Below are 20,557 nucleotides of genomic sequence, written 5' to 3'. Positions count from 1 at the left end.
GAAATGAAACGAAAGTGTATTTACTAAGGAGCTCGTATGAGCAGCACCGATTCATCCGCAGAGAAGCGCATCACCGGCACCAGTGAAAGGCGAGAGCAGATCATTCAGCGGTTGCGGGCGCAGGGAAGCGTGCAGGTTAACGATCTTTCTCTTTTATACGGCGTGTCGACGGTGACGATCCGTAACGATCTGGCCTTTCTGGAAAAGCAGGGGATTGCCGTTCGCGCTTACGGCGGCGCGCTGATTTGCGAAGGCAATGCCCCCGGCGTGGAGCCGTCCGTTGAGGACAAAAGTTCCCTTAATACGGCAGTAAAGCGCAGCATTGCGCAGGCGGCGGCTGAACTGGTGAAGCCGGGTCATCGCATTATTCTGGATTCCGGCACCACAACCTTTGAAATTGCCCGCATGCTGCGCCAGCACACCGATGTCATTGCCATGACCAACGGGATGAACGTGGCAAACGCGCTGCTGGAAGCGGAGGGCGTAGAGCTGCTGATGACCGGCGGGCATTTGCGCCGTCAGTCGCAGTCCTTCTACGGCGACCAGGCGGAGCAGTCCTTACAGAATTACCATTTTGACCTGCTGTTCCTGGGCGTCGACGCCATCGATCTCGACCGGGGGGTGAGTACGCACAACGAGGATGAAGCCCGTCTGAACCGCAAAATGTGCGAGGTGGCGGAGCGTATTATCGTGGTCACGGACTCCAGCAAGTTTAACCGTTCAAGCCTGCATAAAATTATTGATACCCAGCGGATCGACATGATTATCGTTGATGAAGGCATTCCGGCGGAAAGCCTGGAAGGATTACGCAAAAGCGGGATCGATGTGGTGCTGGTCTAAAGAGGCTTTTCCCCTCACCCCATAGGGGAGAGGGGACTGCTCGTTGCGGTTTTTTACCCTCTCCCTGCTGGGGAGAAGGCAGGATGAGGGGCCATCAGGTCACCGGCGCCGGGTTAAACACCGCCAGCGAGTTATGCAATCCCCATTGATCGGAGAAGGTTTTCTTCCGCCCGCTTGCCACATCCAGAATGAAGTGGAACAGCTTCCAGCCCACCTCTTCAATACTCTCTTCCCCGGTGGCGATGGTGCCCGCGTTGATATCCATTAAGTCATACCAGCGGTTTGCCAGCTCGGTGCGGGTCGCCATTTTGATCACCGGTACCGCCATCAGGCCGTACGGCGTGCCGCGCCCGGTGGTAAAGACCTGTACCGTAATGCCGGACGCCACCTGCTGGGTGCCGCACACGAAATCACTGGCAGGCGTTGCCGCGTAGATCAGGCCGCGTTTGGTTGGTCGCTGGCCAGGGGAGAGCACTTCCACAATCGCGCTCTGGCCGGATTTGGCAATTGACCCGAGGGCCTTTTCCACCACGTTCGCCAGGCCGCCTTTCTTGTTACCCGGAGACGGGTTGGCGCTGCGGTCGGTTTTGCCCATGTCGAGATAGTTATCGTACCAGGCCATCTCCTCCAGCAGGCGTTTGCCCACCTCTTCGTTGACGGCGCGCGGCGTGAGCAGGTGGATAGCATCACGCACTTCGGTCACTTCAGAGAACATCACCGTGGCGCCGCAGCGCACGAACAGATCGGAGGCATAACCGACCGCCGGGTTAGCGGTAACGCCGGAAAACGCATCGCTGCCGCCACACTGTGTCCCAACGACCAGTTCAGAGGCCGGGCAGGTTTCACGCTGGCGTTTGTTCAGCTTCTCCAGATGGCGCTCTGCCACCTGTAAAATGTCGTCGACCATCGATCTGAAGCCGACATGGTGTTCATCCTGAAGACGCACAATACTGGCATCGTCAACCGGAATGGCTTTCACATCCTCCGTACCCTGCAACAGGCGTTCTGGCTGCAATTTTTCACAGCCGAGACCAATCACCATGACCTCACCGCCAAAGTTTGGGTTAAGGGCGATATTGTGAATCGTGCGGATCGGCACGACCGCTGCGGGCGCGTTGATCGCCACGCCGCAGCCGTACAGGTGGTTAAGACCCACCACGCCGTCAACGTTGGGGTATTTCGGCAGCAGATCGCGCTCAATAATTTTCACCACGTAATCCACTACGCCCGCCACGCAATGCACGCTGGTGGTGATGCCAAGCAGGTTTTTGGTTCCCACGCTGCCATCCGCGTTGCGGTAACCTTCGAAGGTATAACCCTCCAGCGGAGGCAACGGCTCAGGGACGCGGGTAGCCAGCGGCAACGACTCCAGCGGCGGGGCGGTGGGCAGCTCAACCAGCGACTCCTCAATCCAGCTACCCTGCGGGATAGCGCGCACCGCATAGCCGATGACTTCGCCGTAGCGCACGATTTCGCCCTGCGCCGGGATATCGACCAGTGCGACTTTATGCCCCTGCGGAATGTGCTCAATCAGCTCCAGGCCATCCGGAAAGCGGGTGCCAGCTTTTAAGCCATTGTCGTTGACAATAATCGCCACGTTATCGGTATCGTGCACTTTTATATAGAACGCCGTCGGCGACGCCTGTCGAATTTCAATATCGGCCATTGTTCACTCTTCTCCAGCAAAATATCTGATACTAAATATAGCCAGATGGTTAATTGTTTCTTATTGAGGAAATAAAGAATGCCAGGAGAGGAAAGGTGAGAATGTGATCCCGATCGCTCCCGAACCACTAATCGTTGATTCTGTGCATCAGCGCCCATTGTGTTGGGCATATGCTCAAAATAGCGTGCCACTCCCGTTGGAAAATTGAGCATTGAGACAATGTGCTGCCGGGTGGTGACGATTATACTGAATGACGATTTTATAACGCCAAAATTCAGTCAGGAAAATAAATATAACGCTGACGCTGAGTCGGAATAAATAAGAAAAGCTACTGGCTAAAACTGCGGAATTAAAAAAGGTATAAGTAATGAGTAACGACATCTTCCCGAATAAATTTAAAGCGGCCCTCGCGGCGCACCAGATTCAGATTGGCTGCTGGTCTGCGCTGGCCAACCCCATCAGCACCGAAGTGCTGGGCCTGGCCGGGTTCGACTGGCTGGTGCTGGACGGCGAACATGCGCCAAACGATATCAACACGTTTATTCCGCAGCTGATGGCGCTGAAAGGCAGCCACAGCGCGCCGGTGGTGCGTGTGCCCACCAACGAGCCGGTGATCATCAAGCGTCTGCTGGATATCGGCTTCTACAACTTCCTGATCCCGTTTGTTGAAACGGAAGAAGAAGCGGTGCTGGCCGTGGCGGCGACCCGCTATCCACCGGAAGGGATCCGCGGCGTGTCCGTCTCGCACCGCGCCAACATGTTTGGCACCGTGCCGGACTATTTCGCTCAGTCCAACAAGAACATCACCATTCTGGTTCAGATCGAGAGCCAGCAGGGGGTCGATAACGTCGACGCTATTGCCGCGACGGAGGGGGTAGACGGCATTTTCGTCGGCCCGAGCGATCTGGCGGCCGCCTTTGGTCATCTGGGCAACGCCAGCCATCCGGACGTGCAGCGCGCAATTCAGCACATTTTTGCCCGTGCCAAAGCGCACGGTAAACCGTGCGGCATTCTGGCGCCAGTGGAAGCCGATGCCCGCCGCTACCTGGAGTGGGGCGCAACGTTTGTCGCCGTCGGCAGCGATCTCGGCGTATTCCGCGCCGCCACGCAGAAATTAGCGGACGCTTTTAAAAAATAACCATCATTGAGGAAACAGATTATGACGCTGAAAGTGGGTTTTATTGGCCTGGGTATCATGGGCAAACCAATGAGCAAAAACCTCATCAAAGCAGGTTACTCACTGGTGGTTTTAGATCGTAATTCAGACGCGGTGGCAGAGGTGATTGCGGCTGGCGCAGAAACGGCGACAACCGCAAAAGCGATTGCTGAGCAGTGCGACGTGATTATCACCATGCTGCCAAACTCCCCGCACGTGAAAGAGGTGGCGCTGGGTGAGAACGGCATTATCGACGGCGCGAAGCCGGGTCTGGTGGTGATCGACATGAGTTCTATCGCACCGCTGGCAAGCCGCGAAATCAGCGAAGCGCTGAAAGCGAAGGGCGTGGAGATGCTGGATGCGCCGGTCAGCGGCGGCGAACCGAAAGCCATCGACGGCACCCTGTCGGTGATGGTCGGGGGCGATAAAGCTGTGTTCGACAAATACTACGACCTGATGAAAGCCATGGCTGGCTCCGTGGTGCACACCGGTGAAATTGGCGCAGGCAACGTCACCAAGCTGGCAAACCAGGTGATTGTGGCGTTGAACATCGCGGCCATGTCCGAAGCGCTGACGCTGGCCACCAAAGCGGGCGTTAATCCGGATCTGGTCTATCAGGCCATTCGCGGTGGTCTGGCGGGCAGCACCGTGCTGGATGCCAAGGCGCCGATGGTGATGGATCGTAACTTCAGGCCGGGCTTCCGCATCGATCTGCACATTAAGGATCTGGCGAATGCGCTGGATACCTCCCACGGCGTGGGCGCGCAGCTGCCGCTGACTGCCGCCGTCATGGAGATGATGCAGGCGCTGCGTGCGGACGGTCTGGGTACCGCCGATCACAGCGCGTTAGCGTGCTATTACGAAAAACTGGCGAAGGTTGAAATTGCTCGCTAATGACGTCCTGCCCGGTGGCGTTACGCTTACCGGGCCTACGGCTCAGGCATACAACTATGAAAATCGTAATCGCGCCAGACTCTTATAAAGAAAGCCTGTCTGCCACCGAGGTGGCGCAGGCGATAGAAAAAGGATTTCGGGAAATTTTCCCCGACGCTCATTACGTGTCTGTTCCCGTTGCTGACGGCGGAGAAGGTACGGTTGAAGCGATGATCGCTGCGACGCAGGGCACCTGGCAGCAGGCTGTCGTCACCGGCCCGTTAGGGGAAAAGGTGAAGGCCAGTTGGGGGATCTCGGGCGACGGTACCACCGCGTTTATCGAGATGGCCGCCGCCAGCGGCCTGGTGCTTGTTCCTCCCGCGCAGCGTAACCCGCTGGTCACGACGTCGCGCGGGACGGGGGAGCTGATCCTCAGCGCGCTGGATAAAGGCGCGCGCAACATCATTATCGGTATCGGCGGGAGCGCAACCAACGATGGGGGCGCGGGTATGATGCAGGCGCTGGGCGCGAGGTTTACGGATGCGAACGGGACGGAGATCGGCTACGGCGGCGGCAGCCTGATGGCGCTTAACCGGATTGATATTTCCGATCTCGATCCGCGTCTTCAGGGATGCGTAATCCGCGTCGCCTGTGACGTGACGAATCCGCTGGTGGGTGAAAGCGGCGCGTCGCGTATCTTTGGCCCGCAAAAAGGCGCCACGGAGGAGATGATCCTCGAACTCGACGCCAATCTTAGCCACTACGCCGGGGTGATCAAAAAATCGCTGCGCATTGACGTCAACCGGGTTCCGGGGGCTGGCGCCGCGGGCGGCATGGGCGCGGCGCTGATGGCCTTCCTGGGCGCTGAGCTGAAAAGCGGCATCGAGATTGTCACTCAGGCGCTCAATCTTGAAGAACATATTCACGACTGCACGTGGGTGCTGACGGGGGAAGGGCGCATCGACAGCCAGAGCATTAATGGCAAAGTGCCCGTCGGTGTGGCGAGCGTCGCCAAAAAATACCATAAGCCGGTGATCGGGATTGCCGGAAGTCTGACGCAGGATGTGGGTGTGGTGCATCAGCACGGCATCGACGCGGTGTTCAGCGTACTGACACGCATCGGTTCACTGGAAGAGGCGTTCCAGGGAGCGTATGACAACATTTACCGCGCCTCGCGGAATATCGCGGCCACATTGCAGGTAGGCATGCGTAGCCAGGGGTGACAGCGGCGCGCAAACCCTCTATACTGCGCGCCGAAGCTGACCAGACAGTCGCCGCTTCGTCGTCGTCCCTTTCGGGGGAGACGGGCGGAGGGGAGGAAAGTCCGGGCTCCACAGGGCAGGGTGCCAGGTAACGCCTGGGGGGGAAACCCACGACCAGTGCAACAGAGAGCAAACCGCCGATGGCCCGCGCAAGCGGGATCAGGTAAGGGTGAAAGGGTGCGGTAAGAGCGCACCGCGCGGCTGGTAACAGTCCGTGGCACGGTAAACTCCACCCGGAGCAAGGCCAAATAGGGGTTCACATGGTACGGCCCGTACTGAACCCGGGTAGGCTGCTTGAGCCAGTGAGCGATTGCTGGCCTAGATGAATGACTGTCCACGACAGAACCCGGCTTATCGGTCAGCTTCAACTTCTTACGAAACCCCGCTTCGGCGGGGTTTTTGCTTTCTGAAGGTTGCAGGCCGGGTAAGCGAAGCGCCAAACGACATCAATTCTCAATTTTGCGACGCTAAGCACATTTCACTGTCTGTCCGGATATCCGTTCCTTTCATCTGCTGCGCATGATCGTAATCACAAAATTTAACGCTATAAAATTAGAAAATTTTAGTGTTGAGCAGATGTTGTAAATGTTTGGTCAGTGATGCCGAATGTTATTCATTTGATAATTTAATATTGAATCTAAAAACATTCTTCTGGTGAATGTGTGATATATCCCACTCTTTAACCGGGAACTGAATAAATATTCCTGGTAAAGTTGATAAACCACAAAAATGTTTTAAAAGAATAATGGTGGTTTATTAACCTTTAATTGCCTGAAAGATAGTCTTTATTAATATTTTTAAGGCAAAAAAATTCACGCAGGTTATTGCCATAAAATAAATTTATTACTGCGGATTTTGTTGATCAATATCAGCGTAATTGCGTATTTTAAGTTGCTTAACTGTTTGATTAATAAGGTGATAAATCGGTTTTGAATGCAGTGATAAAAAGGGCGTCATGGCAAATTGTGAGTAACAGCACATACCCCCTGAAACAATATTGGGTAGAATCCGCTGCGTCATAGGGAAATAAGCGCAGAATATTATGAATACTATTATTCTACCGAAAACACAGCACCTCGTGGTATTTCAGGAAGTCATCAAAAGTGGCTCCATAGGTTCTGCTGCAAGACAACTGGGGCTGACGCAACCTGCCGTCAGCAAAATCATCAGCGACATCGAATCCTACTTTGGGGTGGAAGTGATGGTGCGTAAGAACACCGGCGTAAAACTCACTGCCGCCGGTCAGGTGCTGCTGTCCTACGCTGAGTCGATCACCCGCGAAATGAAAAACATGGTGAGCGAGATCAACAGCCTCAGCTTCAGTACCGTCATGGACGTCTCCTTCGGCTATCCGTCGCTGATTGGCTTCACCTTCCTGTCCGGGATGATCAAAAAATTCAAGGAAGTGTTCCCGAAAGCGCGCGTCTCAATGTATGAAGCGCAGCTCTCTTCATTCCTGCCCGCCATTCGCGATGGCCGGCTGGATTTCGCCATCGGCACGCTGAGCGACGGGATGCAGCTTCAGGATCTTCACGTTGAGCCACTGTTTGAATCCGAGTTTGTGCTGGTGGCGAGTAAATCACGAACGTGCACCGGCCCGACCAGACTGGCATCGCTCACGCACGAGCAGTGGGTGATGCCGCAAACCGATATGGGCTACTACAACGAACTCCTGACCACCCTGCAAGACAACCACATCAGCATTGAAAACATCGTCCAGACCGATTCCGTCGTCACCATCTATAACCTTGTCCTCAATGCCGATTACCTGACGGTGATCCCCCGTGACATGATTGCGCCATTCGGCTCGGACCAGTTTATTGTCCTGCCTGTGGAAGATGAATTACCCGTGGCGCGTTATGCCGCCGTGTGGTCAAAAAATTACAGTATTAAAAAATCGGCGTCAATATTAGTTGAACTGGCAAAACAATATTCGTCGATGAATACCGAAAAACGACGATAGAGATAATGATGATTTAAAACACCCGGAGCGACGCTTTTTAACGCTCTGATACCCTGACTTTGCCTGAAAACAATGAATTATTATAACGAGGATATTATGCACATTACTTACGATCTCCCGGTGACCATTGAAGATATTCAGGACGCCAGAAAACGACTGGCGGGAAAGATCTATAAAACCGGAATGCCGCGCTCGAATTATCTGAGCGAACGGTGTAAGGGTGAGATATTCCTGAAATTTGAAAATATGCAGCGTACCGGTTCGTTTAAAATACGTGGGGCGTTCAATAAATTAAGCTCGCTGACCGATGCGGAAAAACGCAAGGGCGTGGTGGCCTGTTCCGCAGGGAACCACGCGCAGGGGGTCTCTCTCTCCTGCGCCATGCTCGGCATCGACGGCAAAGTGGTCATGCCGATGGGCGCGCCGAAATCCAAGGTTGCCGCCACGCGCGACTACTCCGCCGAAGTGGTGCTGCACGGCGAAAACTTTAACGACACCATCGCCAAAGTGAGCGAAATCGTCGAGATGGAAGGGCGCATTTTTATCCCGCCTTACGACGATCCGAAAGTCATTGCCGGGCAGGGCACCATCGGCCTGGAAATCCTCGAAGATTTATATGACGTGGATAACGTGATTGTCCCCATCGGCGGCGGCGGTTTAATTGCCGGTATTGCGACAGCAATTAAATCCATCAACCCGACCATTAATATTATCGGCGTGCAGTCTGAAAACGTGCACGGAATGGCGGCATCGTATCAGGCGGGAGAAATAACCAACCATCGCGTCACCGGCACATTAGCCGACGGCTGCGACGTGTCTCGCCCGGGTAAATTAACCTTCGAAATTGTTCGTGAATTAGTCGATGACATTGTGCTGGTCAGTGAAGACGAGATTCGCAACAGCATGATCGCGCTTATTCAGCGAAATAAAGTGGTCACGGAAGGTGCCGGTGCGCTGGCGTGCGCGGCGTTATTAAGCGGCAAGCTGGACCACTATATTCAGGGCCGAAAAACCGTCTGCATTATTTCCGGTGGCAATATTGATCTCTCCCGTGTTTCCCAAATTACCGGCTTCGTTGACGCATAAAGGATGACTTATGAGCAACACAGAAAGCATTATCGTTGGCCAGACAAAAACGTCCACCTGGCGTAAATCGGATACCACCTGGACGCTCGGCCTGTTTGGTACCGCCATTGGCGCAGGCGTGCTGTTCTTCCCTATCCGTGCAGGCTTTGGCGGCTTGATCCCCATCCTGCTGATGCTGGTACTCGCGTTCCCGATTGCCTTTTACTGCCACCGCGCGCTGGCGCGTCTGTGTTTGTCCGGCAGTAACGTCTCCGGCAACATCACCGAAACGGTGGAAGAGCATTTTGGTAAGACCGGCGGGGTGGTGATCACCTTCCTCTACTTCTTTGCCATTTGCCCGCTGCTGTGGATTTACGGCGTCACCATTACCAACACCTTTATGACCTTCTGGGAAAACCAACTCCAGATGCCCGCCCTGAATCGCGGCGTGGTGGCGCTGTTCCTGCTGCTGCTGATGGCCTTTGTTATCTGGTTCGGTAAAGACTTGATGGTGAAGGTGATGAGCTACCTGGTGTTCCCGTTCATCGCCAGCCTGGTGCTGATTTCGCTCTCGCTGATCCCGTACTGGAACTCGGCGGTGATCGACCAGGTTAACCTGAGCGATATCGCCTTCACCGGTCATGACGGCATTCTGGTCACGGTGTGGCTGGGCATCTCCATCATGGTCTTCTCCTTCAACTTCTCGCCTATCGTCTCCTCGTTTGTGGTCTCCAAGCGCGAAGAGTACGAGCCGGAGTTCGGAAAAGAGTTTACCGAGCAGAAATGTTCCAAAATCATCGGTCGCGCCAGCCTGCTGATGGTGGCGGTGGTGATGTTCTTCGCCTTTAGCTGCCTGTTTACGCTCTCTCCGCAGAACATGGCGGACGCCAAAGCGCAGAACATTCCGGTGCTCTCTTACCTGGCGAACCACTTCGCGTCGATGTCAGGCAGTAAATCCACGTTCGCCACGGTGCTGGAATACGGCGCCTCCATCATCGCGCTGGTCGCTATCTTTAAATCCTTCTTCGGCCACTATCTGGGCACGCTGGAGGGGCTGAACGGTCTGATCCTCAAGTTCGGTTACAAGGGCGACAAGAAGAAAGTCTCCGTGGGCAAGCTGAACACCATCAGCATGGTCTTCATCATGGGCTCCACCTGGATTGTGGCCTACGCCAACCCGAACATCCTGGACCTTATTGAAGCCATGGGTGCGCCAATTATCGCCTCTCTGCTGTGCCTGCTGCCGATGTACGCCATCCGCAAGGCGCCTGCGCTGGCGAAATACAAAGGCCGGACCGAGAACATCTTCGTAACCGTGGTCGGCCTGCTGACCATTCTGAACATCGTATACAAACTGTTTTAAACCAAAGCTCAGGAAGAGCGGAGCCATACCATGATTGAGTTTCCGGTAGTACTGGTCATTAACTGCGGATCGTCCTCTGTTAAGTTCTCGGTGCTGGACGCCGCAGGCTGCGATGCCCTGATGACGGGCATTGCGGACGGCATCAACACAGAAAAAGCCTTTATTTCCGTCAATGGGGGTGAGCCGGTCAGACTGGCTCACCAGGACTACGAAGGGGCGCTGGCCGCCATCGCCCTGGAGCTGGAGAAACGCAACCTGATGGGCAGCGTGGCCTTGATTGGCCATCGCATTGCCCACGGCGGCGACCTCTTCAGCGAGTCGACCCTGATCACGGAAGAGGTGATGGCGCAGATCCGCGAGGTCTCCCCGCTGGCGCCGCTGCATAACTACGCCAACCTGAGCGGCGTGGAAGCCGCCGGGCGCCTGTTCCCCGGCGTGCAGCAGGTGGCGGTATTTGATACCAGCTTCCACCAGACCATGGCGCCGCAGGCGTATCTGTACGGCTTGCCGTACCGCTATTTTGATGAGCTGGGCGTGCGCCGCTACGGTTTCCACGGCACCTCTCACCGCTACGTGTCGGCGCAGGCGCACGCGCTTCTTGGGCTCTCTCCCGATGACAGCGGCCTGGTGATTGCCCATCTCGGCAACGGGGCATCCATCTGCGCGGTGCGTAACGGCGTAAGCGTGGACACGTCCATGGGGATGACGCCGCTTGAAGGACTGGTGATGGGCACGCGCTGCGGCGACGTAGATTTTGGCGCGATGGCGTGGATTGCCCGGCAGACCGGTCAGTCATTCGAGGATCTGGAGCGTGTGGTAAACAAAGAGTCGGGGCTGCTGGGGATCTCCGGCATCTCCTCCGATTTGCGCGCGCTCGAGAAAGCCTGGCATGACGGCAACGAGCGGGCGCGGCTGGCAATAAAGACCTTTGTCCACCGGATTGCACGACATATCGCCGGTCATGCCGCGTCCCTGCACCGTCTGGATGGCGTGGTGTTTACCGGGGGGATCGGTGAGAACTCCGTGCTTATCCGCGCGCTGGTGGTGGAGCATCTTAAGGTGTTTGGCATCATCCTCGACGAGTCCAAAAATGCCCTGCCGGGCAGCGCGGGCGAGCGCGTGATCTCCACCGAGTCGTCCCGCGCGGCCTGCGCGGTGATCCCTACCAATGAAGAAAAAATGATCGCGCTGGATGCCCTCCGTCTTGGGAAGGTTACTCCGGCTGCGGCTTACGCCTGATAAAGCGAGAATCTGATGAAAGTAACAATCGATACGGGCGTCGCGCCTTACAGCGATGCATGGGCCGGGTTTCGCGGTGAAGAATGGAAAAACGCCATTAACGTGCGCGATTTTATTCAGCATAACTACACCCCTTATGAAGGCGATGAAGCTTTCCTCGCGCAGGCGACGCCAGCAACGACGGCGCTGTGGCAGAAGGTGATGGTCGGCATTCGTCAGGAGAATGCCACTCACGCTCCGGTGGATTTTGACACCAACATCGCCACCACCATTACCGCGCACGGGCCGGGCTATATTGATCAGGAGCTGGAGACGATCGTCGGTCTGCAAACCGACAAGCCGCTCAAGCGCGCCCTGCATCCGTACGGCGGGATCAATATGATCCGCAGTTCGTTCGAAGCCTACGGTCGCGAGATGGATCCGCAGTTTGAATATCTCTTTACCGACCTGCGCAAAACCCACAACCAGGGCGTGTTTGACGTTTACTCCCCGGAGATGATGCGCTGCCGCAAATCGGGGGTGCTGACCGGTCTGCCGGACGGCTACGGGCGCGGACGCATCATCGGCGACTACCGTCGCGTGGCGCTGTACGGCATCAGCTATCTGGTGCGCGAGCGTGAACTTCAGTTCGCCGATCTCCAGGGGAAACTGGAGCGCGGAGAAGATCTGGAGGCAACGATCCGCCTGCGCGAGGAGCTGGCGGAGCATAAACGGGCGTTGCTCCAGATCCAGCAGATGGCGGCGAACTATGGCTTTGATATTTCACGTCCGGCGATGAATGCGCAGGAAGCGGTGCAGTGGGTCTACTTTGCCTACCTTGCCGCAGTGAAATCCCAGAACGGCGGGGCGATGTCGCTGGGGCGCACGGCTTCGTTCCTTGATATCTACATTGAACGCGACATGCAGGCAGGAAGGCTGAATGAGGTGCAGGCCCAGGAGCTGATCGACCACTTCATCATGAAGATCCGCATGGTACGCTTCCTGCGCACGCCGGAGTTCGATACGCTCTTCTCCGGCGATCCGATCTGGGCCACGGAAGTGATTGGCGGCATGGGGCTGGATGGCCGTACGCTGGTGACCAAAAACAGCTTCCGCTACCTGCATACCCTGCACACCATGGGGCCTGCGCCGGAGCCAAACCTGACGATCCTCTGGTCCGAACAACTGCCGATCGCGTTCAAGAAATACGCCGCGCAGGTGTCGATCGTCACCTCCTCGCAGCAATACGAGAACGACGATCTGATGCGCGCCGACTTCAACAGCGACGACTACGCCATTGCCTGCTGCGTCAGCCCGATGGTGATCGGCAAGCAGATGCAGTTCTTCGGCGCACGCGCCAACCTGGCGAAAACGCTGCTGTACGCAATCAACGGCGGGGTGGATGAGAAGCTGAAGATCCAGGTGGGGCCGAAAACCGAGCCGCTGCTGGATGAGGTACTGGATTACGACACCGTAATGGCGAGCCTCGATCACTTCATGGACTGGCTGGCGGTGCAGTACATCAGCGCGCTGAATCTCATTCACTATATGCATGATAAATACAGCTACGAAGCCTCGCTGATGGCGCTGCACGACCGGGACGTCTACCGCACCATGGCCTGCGGCATTGCCGGGCTGTCGGTGGCGGCGGATTCCCTGTCGGCCATCAAGTACGCCACGGTAAAACCGGTGCGCGACCACACTGGCCTGGCGGTCGATTTCGTCATCGAAGGCGACTATCCGCAGTACGGCAACAACGACGATCGCGTGGACAGTATCGCCTGCGATCTGGTTGAGCGCTTTATGAAAAAAATCCAGGCGCTGCCGACGTACCGCAACGCGGTACCGACCCAGTCGATCCTGACCATCACCTCAAACGTGGTTTACGGCCAGAAGACCGGCAACACGCCGGACGGACGTCGCGGCGGCACGCCGTTTGCGCCTGGCGCCAACCCGATGCACGGGCGCGACAGAAAAGGGGCAGTGGCGTCGTTAACCTCGGTCGCCAAGCTGCCGTTCACCTATGCCAAAGACGGGATCTCCTACACCTTCTCCATCGTGCCGCAGGCACTGGGCAAGGACGAGCCGGTGCGCAAAACCAACCTTGTCGGGCTGCTGGACGGATACTTCCACCACGAAGCGACCATTGAGGGCGGGCAACACCTGAACGTCAACGTGATGAACCGGGAGATGCTGCTGGATGCCGTCGCCCATCCGGAGAATTATCCGAACCTGACGATCCGCGTTTCAGGCTATGCGGTGCGGTTTAACGCTCTGACGCGCGAGCAGCAGCAGGACGTGATTTCGAGGACGTTTACGCAGGCGATGTAATACAGGCTTCATCTTCAGCCTCCTCAAGTGGGGAGGCTTTTAATTTTGTGAACGCCATCAATTTTAGAAAACTTATTCTCCTTTCTGCTATCCCGAAGTGATATTTTTCTCTCGCTTTAGAAAATCCCTATAAAACTTGTGACTTTTTTCTCCCGCGCTCCGGATATGATCTTCCCATATCAATAACTCACACCTGTACCTTCTGACTCGCAATCGCTGGCGATCGGAACCTTATAAAAACAACCAGTTACCCTACAAAATAAGCGAGTGCCCAATGAATATGGCAACAAACAGCAGTGTGATTGTGAGTGATTCCCCTGCGGCAAGGCGGGCGGGAATGAGCGAAAGCGAATGGCGAGAGGCGATCAAATTCGACAGCACCGATACGGGCTGGGTCATCATGAGTATCGGGATGGCTATCGGCGCGGGTATTGTTTTTCTTCCGGTGCAGGTTGGGTTAATGGGGCTGTGGGTATTTTTACTCTCGTCGATAATTGGTTATCCGGCTATGTACCTGTTCCAGCGCCTGTTTATTAATACGCTGGCGGAATCACCGGAATGCAAAGATTACCCGAGCGTCATTAGCGGTTATTTAGGTAAAAACTGGGGCATCTTATTGGGTGCGCTTTATTTCGTGATGCTGGTGATCTGGATGTTTGTCTATTCCACGGCTATCACCAACGACAGCGCCTCCTATTTGCACACCTTCGGCGTAACCCACGGTTTGCTGTCGGAAAATCCGTTCTACGGCTTATTCCTGATCTGCATTCTGGTCGCCATATCGTCGCGCGGTGAAAAACTGCTGTTTAAAGTCTCCAGCCTGATGGTGCTGACCAAATTATTTGTGGTGGCGGCGCTGGGGCTTTCGATGATTGGCCTCTGGCATTTAGCCAACGTCGGTATGCTGCCGCCGATGGGCCTGCTGATTAAAAACGCCATTATTACGCTGCCTTTCACCTTAACCTCCATTCTGTTTATTCAGACATTAAGCCCGATGGTGATTTCCTATCGTTCACGGGAAAAATCCGTAGAGGTGGCGCGTCATAAAGCGCTGCGGGCAATGAATATCGCCTTTGGCGTGCTGTTTGTGACGGTCTTTTTCTACGCGGTCTCCTTCACGCTGGCGATGGGGCACGACGAGGCGGTAAAAGCCTACGAGCAGAATATTTCCGCCCTGGCTATCGCAGCACAGTTCATCAGCGGTGACGGTGCGGGCTGGGTCAAAATCGTCAGCGTGATCCTCAATATTTTTGCCGTGATGACCGCGTTCTTTGGCGTCTATCTCGGCTTTCGTGAGGCGACGCAGGGCATCGTGATGAACATCCTGCGCCGCAAAATGCCGGCGGAGAAAATCAATGAAAATGCCGTCCAGCTCGGGATTATGCTGTTCGCTATCCTGCTGGCCTGGAGCGCGATTGTGTTAAACGCGCCGGTGCTGAGCTTCACCTCCATCTGTAGCCCTATTTTCGGGATGGTGGGTTGCTTAATTCCGGCGTGGCTGGTCTACAAAGTGCCCGCACTTCATAAATATAAAGGCGTATCGCTGGTGATTATTGTGATTACCGGGCTGCTGCTTTGTGTTTCTCCTTTCCTCGCCTTCTCATGAGGTTAAATAAGGTCGTAACGATGTCTGAGCAAATTAATCCTTTATGGAACCATTTTATTCGCGCCGTGCAGGAAGAGGTAAAGCCTGCGCTGGGCTGTACCGAACCCGTCTCGCTGGCGCTGGCGTGCGCGATGGCTGCCGGACAGCTTTCCGGTGAGGTGACGCGTATCGAGGCGTGGGTATCGCCGAACCTGATGAAAAACGGGCTTGGCGTAACGGTGCCCGGCACCGGTATGGTCGGTTTACCCATCGCGGCCGCGCTGGGGGCGACAGGCGGTAATGCCCACGCCGGGCTGGAGGTGTTGAAAGACGCGTCGGCCGAGGCGCTAACGCGCGCCAAAGCACTGCTGAACGCGGGTCTGGTGCAGGTGAAATTGCAGGAGCCGTGCGAGGAGATCCTCTATTCACGCGCCTGCGTTTACGTCGGTGAATCCTCGGCGATGGTGACCATCGCTGGCGGACACACTCGCGTGGTGGAGGTAGTTTGTCAGGGCGAAACGCGCTTCAGGCTTGACGATCGTCAGAGCCAGAACAACGACGATCCGCTGGCGGTACTCTCGACCACCACGCTGTCGCAGATCCTTGAGTTTGTAGAGCAGGTGCCGTTCGACGCGATCCGCTTTATTCTTGATGCGGGGCGGCTGAACGATGCGCTTTCCCGAGAAGGTTTGCGTGGCAACTGGGGGCTGCACATTGGTGCGACGCTCAATAAACAGCGTGCACGCGGCTGGATGGCGCAGGATCTGGGGTCAGACATTGTGATCCGCACCAGCGCAGCCTCGGATGCCCGCATGGGAGGCGCGACGCTGCCGGCGATGAGCAACTCGGGTTCCGGGAATCAGGGCATCACCGCCACCATGCCGGTGGTGGTGGTGGCTGAGCACGTTCAGGCCGATGACGAACGGCTGGCGCGGGCGCTGATGCTCTCGCATCTGTCGGCGATCTATATCCATTACCAGCTTCCGCGGTTGTCCGCGTTGTGCGCGGCGACAACCGCCGGAATGGGGGCTGCGGCGGGGATGGCGTGGCTGATGGGCGGTTCTTACCAGACTATTGCCATGGCGATCGGCAGTATGATCGGCGACGTGAGCGGGATGATCTGCGATGGGGCTTCTAACAGCTGCGCAATGAAGGTCTCGACCAGCGTCACCAGCGCCTGGAAAGCCGTGATGATGGCGCTGGATGATACTGCGGTGACGGGTAACGAGGGGATTGTGGCGCACGACGTGGAACAGTCTATCTCTAACCTGTGCGCCCTGGCGTGCCGCTCAATGCAGGCGACGGACCGACAGATCATTGAGATTATGGCGAGTAAGGTGTTGTGATTTAATCCAACCCGTTACCCCTCACCCTAACCCTCTCCCACAGGGAGAGGGAACCGATCGAGCGAGGGGGCGTGTTGATCTTAAACCGGCAAATCAATCAGCAGCGCGCGCAGCGGCGTATCGGCCACCAGGGTGATATTCGCTTCATCACGAATAAACGCCCCGTCACCGCAGGTGAGCGCTTCTTTCTCTTCCGTATGCGTGACCGCATGCACCGTTCCGTGAATCGACTGCAAATAGGCTCGCGGGCCATGAAGCTGGAAGCTCGCCTGTTCACCTTTTTTCAGTTCGATATGGTGCAGCCACACCTGCTGGCGTAACTGCAAGCTGCCTTTGCTGCCGTCTGGCGAGGCAATCAGCTGCTGTTGATCGCCCTTCAGATCGATCTTTTGCACCAGCGGATTTTCCCGCTCCGGACAGGCATCCAGCCACAGCTGCATGCGGGTCAGCGTTTTTTCTTTGCTGAGGTTATGCTCGCTGTAGCTAATACCTGGCTGCGTGGAAATTAACAGCGCCTCGCCAGCCTTCGCCTGGACATGATTGCCCTCGCTATCGCGGTATTCTGCCTCGCCTTCCAGGATCAGGTTCAGGATATCGACTTTAGGGTACGTGCGCGGCTGGAAGGACGCGCCCGGGGCGAGCACTTCCTGATTCAATACGCGCAGTGAAGCGTAACCGAGGAGTTTAGGGTCAAAGTAGTGTCCAAAGGAAAAGGTGTAGCGGGCCTGCAACCAACCGAAATCGGCTTGTCCGCACTGTTTCGCTGTTCTTGTCGTAATCATAAACTTGACCTCTCTTTACACTAAATCAATGGTAAAGGTATGGACGCTGCATTGTTAGCCAGATATTCTGCCTGGTATGTTCAAATTTCCTGAATGAGAACGAGATGGCTAAAGAGAGAGCATTGACGCTTGAGGCGCTTCGCGTCATGGACGCGATTGACAGGCGCGGCAGTTTTGCCGCGGCGGCAGATGAACTGGGGCGCGTTCCGTCTGCCCTGAGCTATACCATGCAAAAACTGGAAGAGGAGCTGGATGTTGTGCTCTTCGATCGTTCCGGTCATCGAACAAAATTCACTAACGTTGGGCGGATGCTGCTGGAGCGCGGTCGTGTGCTGCTGGAAGCGGCGGATAAGCTGACGACCGATGCCGAAGCGCTGGCCCGCGGCTGGGAAACCCATCTGACGTTAGTGACCGAAGCGCTGGTGCCCACCGAGGCGCTGTTCCCGCTGGTGGACAGACTGGCCGCGAAAGCCAATACCCAGCTGTCGATCATCACCGAGGTGCTGGCCGGGGCGTGGGAGCGTCTTGAGACGGGCAGGGCGGATATCGTCATTGCGCCGGACATGCATTTCCGCTCATCGTCAGAAATCAATTCGCGCAAACTGTACAGCGTGATGAACGTCTACGTCGCCGCCCCGGATCACCCGATCCATCAGGAGCCGGAGCCGCTCTCTGAGGTCACGCGCGTGAAATACCGCGGCGTGGCGGTCGCGGATACCGCCCGAGAGCGCCCGGTGTTAACGGTACAGTTGCTGGATAAACAGCCGCGACTGACGGTAACGTCGCTGGAAGACAAACGGCAGGCGCTCCTGGCGGGGCTGGGCGTGGCGACGATGCCGTACCCGTTTGTCGAAAAGGACATTGCAGAAGGGCGGCTGCGCGTCGTCAGCCCGGAATACACCAGCGAAGTGGATATCATTATGGCGTGGCGTCGTGACAGCATGGGCGAAGCCAAATCATGGTGTTTGCGTGAAATTCCCAAGCTCTTTGCCCACCACAACAAATAAGCGTAGGCCCGGTAAGCGTAAGCGCCACCGGGCAGAATTTACGCGCTTGCTTTAGGATCCGGACCAAAGCGGTTTTCGCCCGGCGTTCCGCTCTGACAGTTGAAAATCAAAATCACGATCCAGCCGATAAGCGGGATCAACAGCAACAGCAGCCACCACGCCGAACGATCGGTGTCGTGGAGACGACGAAACAGTACGGCCCATGAAGGCAGCAGAACTAACACACCATAAATGGTGGTGAGAATGCCTTCACCCCCCTCGCGTTCCCAGCCGAGGATCTTGTCCACAATGCCCAGCACCATAATCAGGACGAAGTTCACCAGAACGAACATCCAGTACTCTTTGCGGCGGGCGCGGCCACCAAAACCAAAATAGTTGCGCAGTACCTTTAAATACCAGTCCATTTTTCCTTGCCTCTTAATCAGTCAATCACTTGTTTTCTAAGCGATCGAGGTAAGGATAGATGTATGCCGTGAATTAAAAAAGGGAATCAATTGATTCCCTAAATAATTATCCGAAACGCACGTCGCGCCCGTGCGGTTCATCCAGGTCCTGCCACGGGCCAATGGAGATAATGCCCGTTGGGTTGATGGTCTTATGACTGCGGAAATAGTGGGTGCGAATATGGTCAAAATTGACCGTCTCCGCAATCCCTGGCATCTGATAGATGTCGCGCAGGAAACCGTGCAGGTTCAGGTAATCACTGATGCGGTGCTTGTCGCACTTGAAGTGGGTGACATATACCGGATCAAAGCGGATCAGCGTCGTCCACAGGCGGATGTCTGCTTCGGTGAGGCGATCGCCCGTTAAATAACGATGCTGGCCGAGGATCTGCTCCAGGCGCTCCAGGGATCCAAACACGTTGCCGACCGCTTCGTCGTACGCTTCCTGACTGGTGGCAAAGCCTGCTTTATAGACGCCGTTGTTGACGTTGTCGTAGATCCAGCCGTTCAGCTCGTCAATTTTCTCGCGCAGCTCAACCGGGTAATAATCCCCGGCGCGGGCACCGTGCGCGTCAAACGCGGTATTGAACATGCGAATGATTTCAGCGGATTCATTGCTGACGATCGTCTGGTTTTTCTTGTCCCACAGCACAGGCACCGTTACGCGCCCGGTGTAGTGCGGATCGGCGCGCAGATAGAGCTGATACAGGAAATCGTGATGATAAAGCTCATCCCCCGTCGCGGCCGGGAAGTCACTGTCGAACGTCCAGCCGTTTTCCAGCATCAGCGGGTTAACCACCGAAACCGGAATTAACGATTCGAGACCTTTAAGTTTGCGCACAATCAGCGTGCGGTGCGCCCACGGACAGGCGAGAGAAACATACAGATGATAACGATCTTTTTCCGCCGCAAAGCCCCCTTCGCCACTCGGGCCGGGTGCGCCGTCGGCGGTCAGCCAGTTACGGAAGGCCGAAACAGAGCGCTTAAAGCGTCCACCGGTGGATTTGGTGTCATACCAGACATCCTGCCAGACGCCGTCTACGAGTTGTCCCATTTTTTACTCCTCCGTCAGATAGCAAAAGCGAGGAGATGTCTCCTCGCTTTGAATGTAATCAGTATAGCCTGCTTACCACTTCTTATTCAGAAGACGGTCGATGCTGTAGGCGCCCGGACCCATGATAGCCAGCAGCAGGAAGCCACCCGCGATGGTCAGGTTTTTCATGAACATCAGGGAGTTCACGCCTTCCGCAAAGTTGCTGTGGAAGATGAACGCAGTCAGCAGGGTAAAGCCTGCGGTGAACAGCGCCGTGGTGCGGGTCAGGAAGCCGAACAGGACTGCCAGGCCGCCGCCGAACTCAAGCAGAATGGTCAGTGGCAGCAGAAACCCCGGCACGCCCATCGCTTCCATATACTGCTGAGTGCCCGCATAGCCGGTAATTTTGCCCCAGCCTGCGGTGATGAACAGAACAGGCATCAGAATACGTGCTACCAGTACACCAACATCTTCTAATTTTTTCATTTTACTCTCCAGGAAACCACATCAGCGGCTAAACGTTATTTGTGTGCAAATTCGGGTAGATACCGCGTCTTTGCTGTCGATGGAGAGGAGTGTAAACGGGGCGGGTGGTAATTGTTAGCAAGGAAAACTGTCAATCTT

At 56.0% G+C, this 20,557-nt stretch carries 17 protein-coding genes and 1 other RNA gene; 13 read left to right on the top strand and 5 right to left on the bottom strand.

Features of this window, described 5'->3' with window-relative positions; translation table 11 throughout:
- The first annotated feature begins 36 nt into the window (after nucleotides 1–36).
- Nucleotides 37–840 carry a DeoR family transcriptional regulator gene (locus ACNQ0W_RS06695; RefSeq protein WP_015571958.1) on the top strand — a complete coding sequence of 268 codons (804 nt, stop codon included), beginning with the start codon at nucleotides 37–39 and terminating at the stop codon, nucleotides 838–840.
- A 94-nt stretch (nucleotides 841–934) separates the two neighbouring features.
- Here the strand turns inward: ACNQ0W_RS06695 and garD are convergent, their stop codons facing one another.
- Nucleotides 935–2,506 (bottom strand): galactarate dehydratase, encoded by a 1,572-nt coding sequence (gene garD / locus ACNQ0W_RS06690; RefSeq protein ID WP_048246816.1) that lies wholly within the window; start codon nucleotides 2,504–2,506, stop codon nucleotides 935–937.
- A 367-nt stretch (nucleotides 2,507–2,873) separates the two neighbouring features.
- Here garD and garL point away from each other — a divergent pair, with 367 nt between their 5' ends.
- The 11 genes from garL to ACNQ0W_RS06635 all read left to right on the top strand — a co-directional run bounded on the left by garL (nucleotide 2,874) and on the right by ACNQ0W_RS06635 (nucleotide 16,668).
- Nucleotides 2,874–3,644: a 2-dehydro-3-deoxyglucarate aldolase gene (gene garL / locus ACNQ0W_RS06685; protein WP_003862676.1), complete on the top strand. Its 771-nt coding sequence runs from the start codon at nucleotides 2,874–2,876 to the stop codon at nucleotides 3,642–3,644.
- 21 nt (nucleotides 3,645–3,665) lie between these two features.
- Nucleotides 3,666–4,556, top strand: a complete 891-nt coding sequence (garR, locus tag ACNQ0W_RS06680; protein WP_017382435.1) for a 2-hydroxy-3-oxopropionate reductase — start codon at nucleotides 3,666–3,668, stop codon at nucleotides 4,554–4,556.
- A gap of 56 nt (nucleotides 4,557–4,612) precedes the next feature.
- Nucleotides 4,613–5,758, top strand: a complete 1,146-nt coding sequence (gene garK / locus ACNQ0W_RS06675) for a glycerate 2-kinase (RefSeq protein ID WP_062933403.1) — start codon at nucleotides 4,613–4,615, stop codon at nucleotides 5,756–5,758.
- 32 nt (nucleotides 5,759–5,790) lie between these two features.
- An RNA gene (gene rnpB / locus ACNQ0W_RS06670) (RNase P RNA component class A) lies at nucleotides 5,791–6,167 on the top strand.
- A gap of 672 nt (nucleotides 6,168–6,839) precedes the next feature.
- A complete protein-coding gene (gene tdcA, locus ACNQ0W_RS06665) occupies nucleotides 6,840–7,760 on the top strand; it encodes a transcriptional regulator TdcA (protein ID WP_062933402.1) in 921 nt (306 codons plus the stop codon).
- Nucleotides 7,761–7,856: 96 nt separating this feature from the next.
- The gene (gene tdcB / locus ACNQ0W_RS06660; RefSeq protein WP_062933444.1) at nucleotides 7,857–8,846 is read left to right on the top strand and encodes a bifunctional threonine ammonia-lyase/L-serine ammonia-lyase TdcB; all 990 of its coding nucleotides are present in this window, start codon (nucleotides 7,857–7,859) and stop codon (nucleotides 8,844–8,846) included.
- 10 nt (nucleotides 8,847–8,856) lie between these two features.
- Nucleotides 8,857–10,188 carry a threonine/serine transporter TdcC gene (gene tdcC / locus ACNQ0W_RS06655; protein ID WP_006812083.1) on the top strand — a complete coding sequence of 444 codons (1,332 nt, stop codon included), beginning with the start codon at nucleotides 8,857–8,859 and terminating at the stop codon, nucleotides 10,186–10,188.
- A 30-nt stretch (nucleotides 10,189–10,218) separates the two neighbouring features.
- Nucleotides 10,219–11,427, top strand: coding sequence for a propionate kinase (gene tdcD, locus ACNQ0W_RS06650; protein WP_062933401.1), 1,209 nt, complete (start codon nucleotides 10,219–10,221; stop codon nucleotides 11,425–11,427).
- A 15-nt stretch (nucleotides 11,428–11,442) separates the two neighbouring features.
- Complete coding sequence (gene pflB, locus ACNQ0W_RS06645) at nucleotides 11,443–13,737, top strand: formate C-acetyltransferase (protein ID WP_417933176.1); 2,295 nt, start codon at nucleotides 11,443–11,445, stop codon at nucleotides 13,735–13,737.
- Nucleotides 13,738–14,011: 274 nt separating this feature from the next.
- Entirely contained in the window at nucleotides 14,012–15,343 is a 1,332-nt protein-coding gene (locus ACNQ0W_RS06640) for an amino acid permease (protein WP_062933400.1), read from the top strand.
- Nucleotides 15,344–15,363: 20 nt separating this feature from the next.
- On the top strand, nucleotides 15,364–16,668 hold the full coding sequence (locus ACNQ0W_RS06635; protein WP_062933399.1) for a serine dehydratase subunit alpha family protein: 1,305 nt from the start codon (nucleotides 15,364–15,366) through the stop codon (nucleotides 16,666–16,668).
- 80 nt (nucleotides 16,669–16,748) lie between these two features.
- On the opposite strand, the gene ACNQ0W_RS06630 is transcribed toward ACNQ0W_RS06635, so the two are convergent.
- Nucleotides 16,749–17,450 (bottom strand): pirin family protein, encoded by a 702-nt coding sequence (locus ACNQ0W_RS06630; RefSeq protein ID WP_062933398.1) that lies wholly within the window; start codon nucleotides 17,448–17,450, stop codon nucleotides 16,749–16,751.
- A 104-nt stretch (nucleotides 17,451–17,554) separates the two neighbouring features.
- Between ACNQ0W_RS06630 and yhaJ the strand changes: the two genes are divergently transcribed.
- Complete coding sequence (gene yhaJ, locus ACNQ0W_RS06625; RefSeq protein WP_003862655.1) at nucleotides 17,555–18,457, top strand: DNA-binding transcriptional regulator YhaJ; 903 nt, start codon at nucleotides 17,555–17,557, stop codon at nucleotides 18,455–18,457.
- 38 nt (nucleotides 18,458–18,495) lie between these two features.
- Here the strand turns inward: yhaJ and ACNQ0W_RS06620 are convergent, their stop codons facing one another.
- From ACNQ0W_RS06620 to ACNQ0W_RS06610, 3 genes are all read right to left on the bottom strand, one after another.
- Nucleotides 18,496–18,861 carry a DUF805 domain-containing protein gene (locus tag ACNQ0W_RS06620; protein WP_000384149.1) on the bottom strand — a complete coding sequence of 122 codons (366 nt, stop codon included), beginning with the start codon at nucleotides 18,859–18,861 and terminating at the stop codon, nucleotides 18,496–18,498.
- A gap of 106 nt (nucleotides 18,862–18,967) precedes the next feature.
- Nucleotides 18,968–19,954: a glutathione S-transferase family protein gene (locus ACNQ0W_RS06615; RefSeq protein WP_003862653.1), complete on the bottom strand. Its 987-nt coding sequence runs from the start codon at nucleotides 19,952–19,954 to the stop codon at nucleotides 18,968–18,970.
- Between the two features lie 72 nt (nucleotides 19,955–20,026).
- Nucleotides 20,027–20,419 (bottom strand): DoxX family protein, encoded by a 393-nt coding sequence (locus ACNQ0W_RS06610; protein WP_045141796.1) that lies wholly within the window; start codon nucleotides 20,417–20,419, stop codon nucleotides 20,027–20,029.
- Nucleotides 20,420–20,557: the final 138 nt, after the last annotated feature.

The sequence above is a fragment of the Enterobacter cloacae complex sp. 6730903 genome (assembly GCF_048283985.1).
In the GTDB taxonomy this organism is placed as follows: Bacteria; Pseudomonadota; Gammaproteobacteria; order Enterobacterales; family Enterobacteriaceae; genus Enterobacter; species Enterobacter hormaechei_C.
The sequence above is the reverse complement of the archived record's forward strand: the minus strand, read 5'-3'. Positions and strand labels throughout refer to the sequence as shown.

What these genes read in the sequence shown, in the direction of transcription:
- garD (WP_048246816.1), bottom strand. Translation starts at nt 2,506, where the DNA reads ATGGCCGATATTGAAATTCGACAGGCGTCGCCGACGGCGTTCTATATA.
- ACNQ0W_RS06620 (WP_000384149.1), bottom strand. Translation starts at nt 18,861, where the DNA reads ATGGACTGGTATTTAAAGGTACTGCGCAACTATTTTGGTTTTGGTGGC.
- ACNQ0W_RS06615 (WP_003862653.1), bottom strand. Translation starts at nt 19,954, where the DNA reads ATGGGACAACTCGTAGACGGCGTCTGGCAGGATGTCTGGTATGACACC.
- ACNQ0W_RS06610 (WP_045141796.1), bottom strand. Translation starts at nt 20,419, where the DNA reads ATGAAAAAATTAGAAGATGTTGGTGTACTGGTAGCACGTATTCTGATG.
- ACNQ0W_RS06630 (WP_062933398.1), bottom strand. Translation starts at nt 17,450, where the DNA reads ATGATTACGACAAGAACAGCGAAACAGTGCGGACAAGCCGATTTCGGT.
- tdcC (WP_006812083.1), top strand. Translation starts at nt 8,857, where the DNA reads ATGAGCAACACAGAAAGCATTATCGTTGGCCAGACAAAAACGTCCACC.
- garK (WP_062933403.1), top strand. Translation starts at nt 4,613, where the DNA reads ATGAAAATCGTAATCGCGCCAGACTCTTATAAAGAAAGCCTGTCTGCC.
- ACNQ0W_RS06640 (WP_062933400.1), top strand. Translation starts at nt 14,012, where the DNA reads ATGAATATGGCAACAAACAGCAGTGTGATTGTGAGTGATTCCCCTGCG.
- tdcA (WP_062933402.1), top strand. Translation starts at nt 6,840, where the DNA reads ATGAATACTATTATTCTACCGAAAACACAGCACCTCGTGGTATTTCAG.
- tdcD (WP_062933401.1), top strand. Translation starts at nt 10,219, where the DNA reads ATGATTGAGTTTCCGGTAGTACTGGTCATTAACTGCGGATCGTCCTCT.
- garR (WP_017382435.1), top strand. Translation starts at nt 3,666, where the DNA reads ATGACGCTGAAAGTGGGTTTTATTGGCCTGGGTATCATGGGCAAACCA.
- tdcB (WP_062933444.1), top strand. Translation starts at nt 7,857, where the DNA reads ATGCACATTACTTACGATCTCCCGGTGACCATTGAAGATATTCAGGAC.
- yhaJ (WP_003862655.1), top strand. Translation starts at nt 17,555, where the DNA reads ATGGCTAAAGAGAGAGCATTGACGCTTGAGGCGCTTCGCGTCATGGAC.
- pflB (WP_417933176.1), top strand. Translation starts at nt 11,443, where the DNA reads ATGAAAGTAACAATCGATACGGGCGTCGCGCCTTACAGCGATGCATGG.
- ACNQ0W_RS06635 (WP_062933399.1), top strand. Translation starts at nt 15,364, where the DNA reads ATGTCTGAGCAAATTAATCCTTTATGGAACCATTTTATTCGCGCCGTG.
- ACNQ0W_RS06695 (WP_015571958.1), top strand. Translation starts at nt 37, where the DNA reads ATGAGCAGCACCGATTCATCCGCAGAGAAGCGCATCACCGGCACCAGT.
- garL (WP_003862676.1), top strand. Translation starts at nt 2,874, where the DNA reads ATGAGTAACGACATCTTCCCGAATAAATTTAAAGCGGCCCTCGCGGCG.